The organism is Phytoactinopolyspora halophila (assembly GCF_003287285.1).
GTDB lineage: Bacteria > Actinomycetota > Actinomycetes > Jiangellales > Jiangellaceae > Phytoactinopolyspora_A > Phytoactinopolyspora_A halophila.
Map to the genome: position 1 here is coordinate 64,774 of NZ_QMIG01000004.1, position 12,727 is coordinate 77,500.

Annotated in this window: 10 protein-coding genes; all 10 read right to left on the reverse strand. The window is 68.9% G+C overall.

The window, feature by feature from the left end; all coding sequences use genetic code 11:
- Positions 1-178: 178 nt before the first annotated feature.
- The 10 genes from pgeF to DPM12_RS06965 all read right to left on the reverse strand — a co-directional run bounded on the left by pgeF (position 179) and on the right by DPM12_RS06965 (position 12,727).
- Complete coding sequence (pgeF, locus tag DPM12_RS06920; RefSeq protein WP_112257572.1) at positions 179-991, reverse strand: peptidoglycan editing factor PgeF; 813 nt, start codon at positions 989-991, stop codon at positions 179-181.
- A 102-nt stretch (positions 992-1,093) separates the two neighbouring features.
- A complete protein-coding gene (ftsZ, locus tag DPM12_RS06925; RefSeq protein ID WP_211658563.1) occupies positions 1,094-2,329 on the reverse strand; it encodes a cell division protein FtsZ in 1,236 nt (411 codons plus the stop codon).
- Between the two features lie 234 nt (positions 2,330-2,563).
- Positions 2,564-3,301: a cell division protein FtsQ/DivIB gene (locus tag DPM12_RS06930; RefSeq protein WP_112257573.1), complete on the reverse strand. Its 738-nt coding sequence runs from the start codon at positions 3,299-3,301 to the stop codon at positions 2,564-2,566.
- Complete coding sequence (gene murC / locus DPM12_RS06935; RefSeq protein ID WP_112257574.1) at positions 3,298-4,719, reverse strand: UDP-N-acetylmuramate--L-alanine ligase; 1,422 nt, start codon at positions 4,717-4,719, stop codon at positions 3,298-3,300. The genes DPM12_RS06930 and murC overlap by 4 nt, the downstream gene beginning before the upstream one ends.
- On the reverse strand, positions 4,716-5,807 hold the full coding sequence (gene murG, locus DPM12_RS06940) for an undecaprenyldiphospho-muramoylpentapeptide beta-N-acetylglucosaminyltransferase (protein WP_112257575.1): 1,092 nt from the start codon (positions 5,805-5,807) through the stop codon (positions 4,716-4,718). Before murG ends, murC begins: the two co-directional genes overlap by 4 nt.
- Positions 5,804-7,033: a putative lipid II flippase FtsW gene (gene ftsW, locus DPM12_RS06945; protein ID WP_158542799.1), complete on the reverse strand. Its 1,230-nt coding sequence runs from the start codon at positions 7,031-7,033 to the stop codon at positions 5,804-5,806. The genes murG and ftsW overlap by 4 nt, the downstream gene beginning before the upstream one ends.
- Positions 7,020-8,483: a UDP-N-acetylmuramoyl-L-alanine--D-glutamate ligase gene (murD, locus tag DPM12_RS06950; protein ID WP_112257577.1), complete on the reverse strand. Its 1,464-nt coding sequence runs from the start codon at positions 8,481-8,483 to the stop codon at positions 7,020-7,022. The genes ftsW and murD overlap by 14 nt, the downstream gene beginning before the upstream one ends.
- Positions 8,480-9,541: a phospho-N-acetylmuramoyl-pentapeptide-transferase gene (mraY, locus tag DPM12_RS06955; protein ID WP_112257578.1), complete on the reverse strand. Its 1,062-nt coding sequence runs from the start codon at positions 9,539-9,541 to the stop codon at positions 8,480-8,482. Before mraY ends, murD begins: the two co-directional genes overlap by 4 nt.
- Positions 9,538-10,959 carry a UDP-N-acetylmuramoyl-tripeptide--D-alanyl-D-alanine ligase gene (locus DPM12_RS06960; RefSeq protein WP_112257579.1) on the reverse strand — a complete coding sequence of 474 codons (1,422 nt, stop codon included), beginning with the start codon at positions 10,957-10,959 and terminating at the stop codon, positions 9,538-9,540. Before DPM12_RS06960 ends, mraY begins: the two co-directional genes overlap by 4 nt.
- Positions 10,960-11,062: 103 nt before the next feature.
- Positions 11,063-12,727, reverse strand: coding sequence for a UDP-N-acetylmuramoyl-L-alanyl-D-glutamate--2,6-diaminopimelate ligase (locus DPM12_RS06965; RefSeq protein WP_211658565.1), 1,665 nt, complete (start codon positions 12,725-12,727; stop codon positions 11,063-11,065).

Sequence of the window (12,727 nt, forward strand, 5' to 3'; positions counted from 1 at the left end):
GGTGGACGGTCACTACCTTTGTTACCACTGACACTAGCTTGGCCACACGCCTCGCACTGGGATTCGAGACACGACACGCGCGGTGTGTCGCTCGTGATCTTCCCTAGTCGTCGCCATCTCACCTGCGATGATCACCTGCGGCCCCGGGGCCGCGGACCCAGGCGACGGACCGGGAACGCTATCCGGACGCCATCCAGGCCAGGCCGGCAAACCGCCCGGTGGCGTGCTCCCGCCGGTACGAAAAGTACCGCGAGTCCTCACGTGTGCAGGGAGAATAGCCGTGATCAGCAAGATCGTCGACGCGCGCCCCCAGCTCGCCGAGCTGGGCCCGCACGCCGCCGGCGACGTCCAGCGCGGGTGTGCCCTCTCGCGTGCGCGCCCATGCTGCCGGTATGACGTTGGCCACGTCCTCCCGCATCGAAGCGGGAACCTCGTAGCACGACCCACAGATCGCAGGGCCGACTTGAGCCACGATGTCGCGCGCGCCTTCGTGGCGCATCGTTTCGATCACGGCCGGGACCACGCCGGCAGCCAGGCCGGGCCGACCGGCGTGTGCGACGCCCAGCACACCGGCACGCGGGTCGGCGAGCACCACGGGCACGCAGTCCGCCACCAGCACGGCGAGTGCCAGGCCGGGCGTGCTGGTGACCATCGCATCCACCGCTGGCGGACCGCTGGCGCTCGTCCCGGACGAAGCCGCCCCGCCCCGCGAATCGGGGCGCCCGGTTGGCCGGACGCCCCCGGGCTTTCCGGCCGGCGTCCCCTTCACGACGGCGACATCGGCACCGTGCACCTGGTTCATGTACACGACGCGCTCGGCAGGCAGGCCGATCTCCGTGGCCAGCCGTCGGCGGTTCTCCTCGACCGCGGACGGCTCGTCTCCGACGTGCCGGGCCAGATTCAGCTCGGCGAATGACGCCTCGCTCACGCCGCCCTCGCGATCGGTGAAGGCGAACGTGACCTGGCCGTACGTGCGACTGTGAGCTATCACGGTGCCATCCTGCCCGGCGGCACGAGAGCCTGGCCCGGCACCCCGCGGGCCGGTGTCATCGAACCGCGGGTCCCGGCATGCTCGTGCGGCGCCGCAGACCCGCTATTTGAGAAAGTCCGGCACGTCGAGCTCATCATCCGATGGCACGATCCGACGCTGGTCGCGAGGCGGAGGCGGCGCCGCCGGCTCCGCACGCTCCGGCTCCTCACGACGGGGCTGCGAGGAGGTCTCCCTGTCGGCTTCGCCGACCTCTTGTGGCTCGTCGGAACGGCCACCGGCCTCGCGAGCAGCCTCGATCGGGGTCACGCCCTCGCCGGAGGTCCCCTGCTCGCCCGCGTCACCGCTGTGGTCATCGCCACGGCGCACCGTGCCGACCTCGCGACGCGGTGGAAGACCGCCGTCGAATCCGGCGGCGATGACCGTGACGCGCACCTCGTCACCGAGGGCATCGTCGATCACCGCACCAAAGATGATGTTTGCTTCGTCGTGCGCCGCCTGAGCGACCAGGTTCGCCGCCTCGTTGATCTCGAAGAGTCCGAGGTCGGAACCACCGGATACGGACAGCAGCACTCCGTGCGCGCCGTCGATGGACGCTTCGAGAAGCGGCGACGATATCGCCATCTCCGCCGCGGCCACGGCCCGGTCTTCCCCGCGTGCCGAGCCGATTCCCATCAAGGCGGACCCGGCATTGCTCATGACGGACTTCACATCGGCGAAGTCGAGATTGATGAGACCTGGAGTTGTGATCAGATCAGTGATGCCCTGGACACCGGACAGCAGCACCTGATCGGCGCTCTTGAAGGCATCCAGCACGCTGACCTGGCGATCGCTGATGGACAGCAAGCGATCGTTGGGGATCACGATCAGCGTGTCCACTTCTTCGCGCAGAGCCTCGATTCCCGCTTCGGCTTGCAGGGCCCGCCGCCGTCCTTCGAACATGAACGGGCGGGTGACCACACCAATAGTGAGCGCGCCGAGCGAGCGTGCGATCCGTGCGACCACGGGAGCTCCCCCGGTCCCGGTGCCACCGCCCTCGCCCGCCGTGACGAACACCATGTCGGCGCCCTTGAGCACCTCTTCGATCTCTTCGCCGTGGTCTTCGGAGGCATCACGACCGACGTCGGGATTGGCCCCCGCGCCCAACCCTCGGGTCAGCTCGCGGCCGACGTCGAGCTTGACGTCGGCGTCGCTCATCAACAGTGCCTGCGCATCAGTGTTGATCGCGATGAACTCGACACCCTTGAGGCCGACTTCGATCATGCGGTTGACCGCGTTGACGCCGCCACCACCGATGCCGACGACCTTGATCACCGCGAGATAGTTCTGCGGAGCAGTCACGTCCAGTCGCCTCTCAATCGAGTTCGCCTCCAACTCTCACCCTCAAGTTGAGGTTTATAGTTATGTCAACCTGAGTGATGTTTTAGACGCTAGGTGCGCTAAAGCTTCATGCCACGCCGACACGCCGAAGCGGCCGTGATCGACATTCGCCACCCCGCCCGTCACCATGATCGTGTACGCATCCGCTCTCTTACAACGGCGGATGCGTACACGATCATGGTGACGGGCGGGGTGTCACGGCACGACCGAGGGGCTGTCCGGTGCGGACACGTCATAGGCCGACGGCGTTTCCTCGTGTTCGTCCATCAGCGCCAGCAGCACGCGGGCCTTGTCGGCGGTTCGCTCGTCGGTCCCCCACCGCACCGTGGCGCCACTCTCCAAGAGCAGCCGGACGTCGGCAACCGATTCCACCTCCACCTGCTCCACCAGCTCGTCGATGGAGTCCGGCAGGCCCGTGAGTACCGCCACGCCGGTGGCCCGGGCCAGCTGGGCGGTCTCTTCGGTGGGCGCCACCAGTACCGGGACGTTCTCCGGTGCCGAATCGGACTCGCCGAAGAGCACGCCCTCCTCGTCCACGCTCCACCACGAGCTGCCATCGCGGATCGCCGCCGCGGGGACCCTCGGCTCCACCTCGATGGTGATGCTGTGCGGCCACGACCGGTGCACGTCGACGTCGCCGACCTCGGGCAGCTCAGCGACCCGTTCTCCGACGTCACCGGTGTCCACCCGGGCCAGCGGAACTCCCTCCGGGACCTCGGCCGTATCACGCACCTCGTCTACCACGTCCCCCTCGACGCCCGTGACCCGTACGTCCCGCACCGAGAGCACCGACGACCAGCCCACCAGCCATGTGGCGCCCGCCGCCGCGGCGAGCACCACGACCAGCGCCACGACCGTCAGGAACCTGCGGATACGCCGGCGACGGGCACGGGCGGCGAACCGTTCGGCACTCGTCGACCGCGCGGTGGTCATCCCCCGTCCTCACCGTCTTCCCGCAAGATCTCCAGAATCTCCGGCCCCACCAGCGTGACGTCTCCGGCGCCGATGGTCAGCACCACGTCTCCCGGGCGGCTTCCCGACGCGGCCAGCTCGGGCACCTTCGACCAGGACTGCTCGAACGTCACCTGGACCGACGGCAACGGGACGGCCTCGGCCACGAGCGCACCCGTGACGCCCGGCTGGGGATCTTCACGCGCGGCGTACACGTCCATGACGATCACTTCGTCGGCCGCGCCCAACGCGGCACCGAACTGTTCCGCGAACAGGCGCGTCCGGCTGAACAGGTGCGGCTGGAACACCGCTATCAACCGGCCGCCACCGGCGACCGGGCGCGCCGCCGCCAGAACTGCCGCGACCTCGGTGGGGTGATGCGCATAGTCGTCATACACCCGCACGCCCGCGGCGGTACCCTTCAGCTCGAACCGCCGCCGCGTGCCGCTGAACCCGGCCAGCCCGTCGCGCACATCACTGGCGGGGAATCCGAGTCCCAGCGCGGCCGTGAAAGCACCAGCGGCATTCAGCGCGTTGTGCCGCCCGGGCACCCGCAGCTGCACCCGGCCCTGTTTCCGGCCACGCGCCACCAGCTCGAACGAGGCTCCCGGACCAGACAGCTCGAGCTCCCCGACGCGTACCATCGCTTCGGGCGACTCGCCGTAGGTGTGCACCTCCACGCCACGCTCGGCGGCCCGCTCCCCCAGTTCCCGGGCGCCGGGGTCGTCCACACACACGACGACGAAGCTGCGCACGCGGTCGATGAACGACTCGAAGGCCGCCACGTACGCGTCGTCCGTGCCATAGTTGTCGAGGTGATCGGCCTCGACGTTGGTCACGATCGCTACCTCGGGATCGTAGGCGAGAAACGAGGCGTCGCTCTCGTCCGCTTCGGCCACGAACAGCTCACCCGTGCCGTTGTGCGCGTTGGCACCGGATTCGTTCAGGTTGCCCCCGATGGCGAACGAGGGATCCGCCCCGCAGTGCTGCAGCACCACGGTCAGCATCGACGTGGTGGTGGTCTTGCCATGCGTGCCGGCGACGGCGATCGCCCGCCGTCCTGCCATCACCGAGGCCAGCGCCGAGGCGCGCGGCAGGATCCGCAGCCCCTGGTCGCGGGCCGCCACCACCTCCGGATTGGTCTCGCGGATCGCCGTCGACACGACGACGGTGTCAGCTCGGCCGACGTTCTTCGCGTCGTGTCCGACATGAACGCGGGCACCGAGTGCGCGCAATCCAGTCAGGATCCCGGATTCCTTGACATCGCTGCCGGACACTTCGAGGCCCCTCGCCAGCAGGATCCGCGCGATGCCGCTCATTCCGGCCCCACCGATGCCCACGAAGTGGATGCTTCCCAGATCCTCGGCGGGCACGACGCCGTCCGGTGGAGTAACGATCATTCCCCGTGACCTCCGCCACCTTCGGACGCCGCCTGGCGCACCATCTCGACGAGCCGCTCGTCGGCATCGCGGTGGCCGAGCCGTGCCGCTGCCGTGCTCATCTCGGCGAGCCGGTCCGGATCGGTCAGCAACGGCAGGGCGTGCTGGACCAGCCAGGAGCCGTTCAACTCCGTGTCGCGGATCATCAGCCCGCCGCCGGCCTCCACCGTCGGCTCGGCGTTCAGCCGCTGCTCGCCGTTGCCGTGCGGCAGCGGAACGTAGACCGCGGGCAGCCCCACGGCCGCGAGCTCGGCGCAGGTCAGCGCGCCGGCGCGGCACAGCACGAGGTCGGCGGCGGCGTACGCGAGATCCATGCGATCGATGTAGGCGACGGGCGTATAGCCCGGGCGGGGCGTCACGGCGTCGATGTTCGCCGAACCGACGGCATGCAGGATCTGCACACCGGCCGCCGTCAGGGCTTCGCCCGCCTCGTCGACTGCCAGGTTCAACCGGCGAGCGCCCTGGCTGCCCCCGAAAACCAGCAAGGTCGGAGCGTCCTGGGGCAGGCCGAAGAACGTCCGCCCCTCCGCACGCGTGCTCGCCCGGTCGAGGGAGGTGATGGCCCGCCGCAGCGGGATGCCGATCTCCTGGCTGTTGCGCAAGCCCACGGTGCTCGACGTCGCCGCCACATACGACGTGAACCGGGCACCGAGCCGGTTCGCCAGACCGGGGCGGGCGTTGGCCTCGTGCACCACGGTAGCCAGCCCGAGCCGCCGTGCGGCCAGATAGGCCGGCAACGCCACGTAACCACCGAAGCCGACGAGAACGTCAGCACGCCGCTCGCGCAAGACGTCGGCGGTCCGGCGCACCGCTCCGCGCACTCGCGCGGGTAACCTGAGCAGCTCCGGGGTGACCCGGCGCGGCAACGGCACCGGGGGGATGAGCGCGAGGTCGTAGCCACGTTCGGGGACGAGGCGGTTTTCGAGGCCGCGTTCGGTGCCGAGCAACGTGATCTCGGCCTCGGGCTCGACCCTCCGCAGCGCATCCGCGGTGGCCAGCGCCGGTTCGATATGTCCTGCGGTGCCGCCTCCGGCCAACACGACCCTCACGTGCGCGCCTCCTGCCGCTGCCGACGCCGTCGCCGTGCGGCCAGCGCCTCCTTCGCTCCGGGTTCCTGCTTGGCCAGGGCGAGCATCACCCCAACGGCCGCAATGGTCACCACCATCGACGCCCCTCCATACGAGACAAGCGGAAGCGGTACACCCACCACCGGAAACACCGCCAACACCATGCCGAGATTGATCACGGTCTGCACCATGAACCAGCCGGTGATACCGGCTGCTGCCAACCGGACGAACGTGTCTTTCGTCCGCGTTGCGATGCGCAGGCCAGCATAGCCGAAGGCGAGGAAGAGCACGATGACCATCAGGGAGCCGGGAAGCCCGAGCTCCTCGCCCAGGATGGCGAAGATGAAATCGGTGTGCTGCTCCGGCAACGGGCCCCACTTCTGGGTGCTGGCTCCAAGGCCCGTTCCCCACCATCCGCCGTTCGCGAGGGCGAAGATCGAGTTCGCGGGCTGGTACCCGGTCACCGAGTAGTCGCTGAACGGATCCAGGAACGTCAGGATCCGCGCGAGCCGGTGTTCCGCCGTGGCGATGAGGTAGACGCCCAGGACTCCCACGCCGCCGAGAGTGAGCCCGAACAGCCATGTCGGCACGCCGATCACCCAGAGCATGCCGAGCAGGATCAGCATCATGATCACTGACGTGCCCAGGTCACCCTGCCCGATGGTCAAGCCGACGACAACCGCCGCGATGGGCCCGACCGGCACGACCAGATGCCGCCAGTGCCGGAGCAGCTTGCCCTTGTTCGCGAACACGTGCGCCGCCCAGATGACAAGGGCAAGCTTGGCGGCTTCGGACGGTTGGAGCAAGAAGGGACCACCGAAGTCGAGCCAGTTCCGGCTGCCTCCGCGGACCACTCCCAAACCCGGCACGTATGTCAGCGCCAGCAGGACGATGGCACCGATCACCATCAACAGCGACAACGCGCGCAGGAACCGCAACGGCATCCTCGAGATCACCCACGCGACGGGTAACGCCACGAGTACCCAGAGAAGCTGCCGGGTGAAGTAATAGGCCGGGTGGCCGAACTGCTGGGTCGACATGTAGGTCGTGGACGAGAAGACCATGATCAACCCGAGCAGCAGCAACAGCCCGGCCGATCCCAGGATCAGGTAATACGACGCCAGCGGCCGGCGCAGGAACCGGCCCAGCGACGCCCGAAGGTCCACGCCGGTGCCGTTGTTCGGCGTGCCGCCCTCAGCGGTCGCCATGCCGGCGTACCGCCGCAGCAAAGGCATCGCCACGGCTGGCGTAGTCGACGAACATGTCCATCGAGGCGCAGGCAGGGGCCAGCAACACGGTATCGCCCCGCCGGGCCATGTCCGCTGCCGCTCGCACTGCATGCTCCATGGCCATATTGTCGGTCGTGGTGACCTCGACCACCGGCACCTCGGGGGCGTGTCGCGCCAATGACGCCCGGATCAGGCTCCGATCGGTGCCCATGAGCACCACGCCTCGCAGCCGGTCCCGGGCGCCGAGCACGAGCTCGTCGAACGTGGCTCCCTTGGCCAGCCCCCCGGCGATCCACACGATGGATTCGTAGGCGCCCAGCGCCGCGGTCGCGGCGTGCGTGTTGGTCGCCTTCGAATCGTCGACGAACGTCACGTCGTCGATGGTCGCGACGGTGGCCGCGCGATGGGGATCGGGTTCGTACCCGCGCAGCCCATCACGGACCGCCACAGGGGGCACGCCCAGCGAGCGGGCCAACGCCGCCGCCGCGAGCGCGTTGGCGACGTTGTGCGGAGCCGACGGTCGCACATCGTCGACCGATGCGAGCTCGGCCGCAGACGTCTGGCGCTCGTCGACGAACGCGCGATCCACGAGCACGCCGTCCACCACTCCGACCATGCCGACACGGGGCACATCGAGTGTGAAGCCGATGGCACGCGCCCCCTCGACGACGTCGGCCTCGCGCACCAGCCGTTCGGTCACCGGGTCCGCGACGTTGTACACGCACGAGGACTCCACGCCCTGGTAGATGCGGCCCTTGTCGGCGGCGTAGGCATCCATCGTGCCGTGCCAGTCGAGGTGATCCGGTGCGACGTTGAGCACGGCGGCCGAGCGCACCGCCAGGGAATGGGTCCAATGCAGCTGGAAGCTGGACAGCTCGACCGCCAGGACGTCGTGACCGGCCGGGTCGAGTACGGCGCTGACGATCGGATCGCCGACATTGCCTGCCGAACCGACCCGGAGACCCGAGGCACGCAGCATCTGCGTCAGCATTCGCAACGTCGTGGTCTTGCCGTTCGTCCCGGTCAGGGCCAGCCAGGGTGTCGAGCGGTCACGCAGCCGCCATGCCAGCTCGACCTCACCCCAGACGGGCACGTTGCTGGCCGCCGCGGCCGCCAGGAGAGGCGCATCGGAACGCCATCCCGGCGAGGTCACTACGAGGTCGGTCCCCTCCGGCAGGGACGCCGTACTGCCCGGTCCCAGGTACGCCGCCGCCCCGAGCATGTGCAAGACGGTCGCGCGCTCGCGCTCCGCGGTGCCATCGTGTTCGTCGACGACGGTCACCCGGGCGCCCAGGCGCACCAGAGCATCGGCCGCGGCGAATCCGGACACACCGATCCCGGCGACGACCACGGACAGTTCCGGCCACGGACCGTTCCGCTCCGCGGCCTGCACCCACTCCGGACCGTTCAGATCGCTCGGACGGCTCATAACGTGGCAACCCACTCCGCGTAGAACAGGCCGGCGCCTCCCATGACGAACAGGCCGGCGATGATCCAGAACCGGATGACGATGGTGACCTCGCCCCAGCCCTTGAGCTCGAAGTGGTGCTGCAACGGTGCCATCCGGAACAACCGCTTACCACGCGACACCTTGAACCATCCCACCTGCAGGATCACCGAGAGGGTGATGACGGCGAAGAGGCCACCGAGCACTATCAGCAGCAGCTCGGTGCGGCTGGTGATCGCCAATCCCGCCAGCGCACCTCCGAGAGCCAGCGACCCGGTGTCGCCCATGAAGATCTTCGCCGGTGCCGCGTTCCACCACAGGAAGCCGAAACAGGCACCCATCAAGGCGGCGGACAGTACAGCGAGATCGAGCGGGTCGCGGACCTCGTAGCACCCCGGTCCTGGCTCCACCGCGCAACTCTGGTTGAACTGCCAGACGCTGATGAGCGTGTACGCGCCGAACACCATGACCGACGCCCCGGTGGCCAGCCCGTCGAGACCGTCGGTCAGGTTAACCGCGTTCGACGCACCCGCGACCATCAGCAACGCCCAGATCACGAACGCCGCTGCTGGCAGCGCGACGGGGGTGTCGCGCAAGAACGAGATGGCCTCGGAACCGGGCGTGTATCCCTGCTCGTCGGGAAAATTCAGGGCCATGATGCCAAACGCCACGGCCACCGCGACCTGGCCAGACATCTTCGCCCCGCTGCGCAAGCCCAGGCTGCGCTGCTTGGAGATCTTGATGTAGTCGTCGAGAAAACCGACCAGTCCGAGGCCGACCAGCAAGAACAACACCAGCAGCCCGGATGCGCTCGGTGCCGACGGCCGAGCGAGGTGCGCACCGGCGTATCCCGCCACCGCTGCGACGATGATCACGGCTCCGCCCATCGTGGGCGTGCCTCGCTTCGTGTGGTGGCTCGTCGGGCCGTCGTCGCGGATGAGCTGGCCGTATCCACGTTTGACGAGGAGACGGATGGTCGCGGGTGTCCCGAGAATGGCCACGATCACGGCGATGGTGCCGGCCGTGATGATCGAGATCACGTGGTCGCCTCCTGTCCCGCGAGATCCTCGCCCAGATGGCGCAGGCCAGCGTCCCGGGACGACTTGACGAGCACGACGTCACCACTGCTGAGCTCGCTTGCCAGGAGCTTCGCTGCCGCCTCGCGGTCCGGAACCCACGTGGATTCGCCCGCCCAGGAGCCTTCGAGGCTGGCGCCTTGCTGCATCGCGCGCGCGCCCTCCCCGACAGCAACCAGCCGATCGATGTTGAGCCGTACGGCCAGTCGCCCGATGGAGTCGTGTTCGGCGGCCGAATCCTTGCCCAGTTCGAGCATCTCGCCCAGGACGGCCCAGGTCCGGCGCCCTTGCGCCATGGAGGCCAGCGCCTTCAGGGCGGCCCGGGTGGACTCCGGGTTGGCGTTGTAGGCGTCGTTGACGACGGTGACACCGTCGGGCCGCTCGGTCACCTCCATCCGCCACCGGGACAGCGAGTGGGCAGCCGAGAGCTGGTCGGCGATATCGGATGTGGGCATGCCGAGCGCGTGCGCCACGCCGGCGACGGCGAGTGCATTGGCGACCTGATGTTCCCCGATCAGGCGCAACGTGACCGGTGCGGTGCCGCCCGGAGTGACGAGGGTGAACGAGGCCCGTCCGGTCCCGTCCAGCTCGACGTCGTCGGCCCGAATATCCGCATAGACCGACTCACCCACCATCACCACGGACGTCGGGGCACGCTCTGCCATCCGGCGGACAATCTGATCGTCGCCGTTGAGTACCGCCGTGCCCTCTCGTGGCAATGCTTCGATCAGCTCGCCCTTGGCCTGCGCGATGGACTCGCGGTCGCCGAACTCGCCGAGGTGCGCGGAGCCCACGTTAAGGACCACGCCGATCCGCGGCGGCGCGACGCCACACAGGTACCGGATGTGGCCGATCCCCCGTGCGCCCATCTCCACGATCAGGGTACGGGTGGTGTGGTCCGCCTTCAGTACCGTCAGCGGCACGCCGACCTCGGTGTTGTAGGAACCGGGTGGCGCCACGACGGGGCCGAGGGGCGCGAGCGCCTGGGCCAGGAGATCCTTCGTCGTCGTCTTGCCCGACGATCCCGTCACTCCGACGACGACGAGCTCGGGCAGGCGATCCACCACGCCGCGCGCCAGCCGTCCGAGCGCGCGTTCAGCATCGTCGACCACGATCTGCGGCACGCCGACATCGGCGACGATTCGCTCGACGAGCGCGGCCGCCACGCCAGCTTCGGACGCCGCAGCCACGTAATCGTGCCCATCTCGATGCTCGCCCCGCCGGGCCACGAACAATCCACCGGGACCGGCCTCGCGGGAATCGACGACAACGTCTCCGGTGACCTCCGTCGCGGCCACGGCCGCATCCTGCTCGTCCTCCGCAACATCGTTCAGCCGGCCGCCGGTCACATCCGCGATCTCGGTCAGTGTTAGCCGGATCACCGCACCATACCTCCGGTCATGCTCGGCTGCTCGCTGCCTCGGCTCGCGCTCGGCGTCGTCCTCGCTCCGGTGCCAGCCCGCACCCGTACGTGACGCCGGCCAGTCATCTCCGCCACCTGTTCAATTCCTCTCTCAGGACCTCACGGTCGTCGAACGGATGCACGGTGCCAGCGATCTCCTGCCCTTGCTCGTGTCCCTTGCCGAGCAAGACAACCGTGTCCTCCGCTCCCCGGGCACGAGCGAGCGCGGCCTCGATCGCCGCCCGCCGTCCGGCGACCTCGACCAGGTCCGCACGCTTCTCCCGGGACATTTCCTCAGCCCCCGCAAGCACCGCCGCCCGGATCACTGCCGGTTCCTCCGAGCGCGGATTGTCGTCGGTCACGATTACCACATCGGCCTCGGCCGCCGCAGCAGCCCCCATGGCTCGCCGCTTGTCCCGGTCGCGGTCGCCACCGGCGCCGACGACGGCGATGAGCCGTCCCCCGTCCCCGTGATGCTCGGGACGATCGTCCCGTTCTCCCCCGCTTGCGGCCCGGCGATCGCGCAGTGCCCGCAAGACATTCTGGATGGCATCAGGCGTGTGTGCGTAATCGACGACCGCCAGCGGCGCGCCCGGAATGTCCGCACCCACCTGCTCCATGCGTCCCGGCACACCGGCACACGACGCTACACCGGAGACCGCCAGCTGGGGATCGATGCCCGCCTCCACCAGCATCGCCACCGCCAGCGCGGCGTTGGCCACGTTGAAGTCGCCCGGTAGCGGCACGTGTAACGGCAGCGACCGGCCCCCGGGCGTGACCAGGCACAGTCCGGCGCCACGGCCGTGTACCGACCATCGGGGCAGGGCGATCTCCCCGGCGAGCTCGCGCCCCCCAGATGGCGACGCATCCGGCTCGTTCCCGGTGGGCGCCGGAGTGGTCAAGATCACCGAACCCGGAATGTCAATCCACGAGGCCAGCATGCGGCCGTACTCGTCGTCGATGCACACGACCGCGCGCTCCGCCCGGTGCGACCTGAACAGCCGGGCCTTGGTCGCGAAATACTCGTCCAGGTCGCTATGGAAATCGAGATGGTCCTGCGAGAGGTTGGTGAATCCGGCGACGTCGAAGACGATTCCGTCCACTCGGCCGAACGCCAGTGCGTGACTGGACACCTCCATCACGCAGGCACCGATGCCGCGCTCGCGCATCACCGCGAGAATCGCGTGGATGTCAGTCGCTTCCGGCGTGGTGCGCACGCTGGGCAGCGTCTCGTCGTCGATCCTGGTCTCCACCGTGCCGATCAGGCCCGTGGACCAGCCGGCATGCCGCATGCCCGCTTCCAGCATGTAGGTGGTGGTGGTCTTGCCGTTCGTCCCGGTGACCCCCAGCATGCACAGGTCCCGCGCCGGGTAGCCGTAAACCGCCGCCGCTACGTCGCCCATCCACGCTCGCGGGTGGTCCACCACCACGACCGGGACCTCCCGGCCGGATCCCCCACCTGCGTCCCCCGCGAGGAGCCCGCCGACCAGCTCGGCGCCGTCCGGATCGGTCAGCACGGCCGCCGCGCCCCTGCCGACCGCTTCGCCAACGAAGCGGGCGCCGTGCGTCGTCGCTCCGGGGATCGCAGCATACAGATCTCCCGGCTGCACCTGGCGCGAGTCATGGGCGATGCCGGTGACCACTGTGGAGCACGGTTCGGGTACGGCACCGAGCGGCAGCATCGACCGCAGCGTGGTCAGCGGAAACGGCTCGACATGCAGGGGACGCGGACCAGACCACTCAGGCAC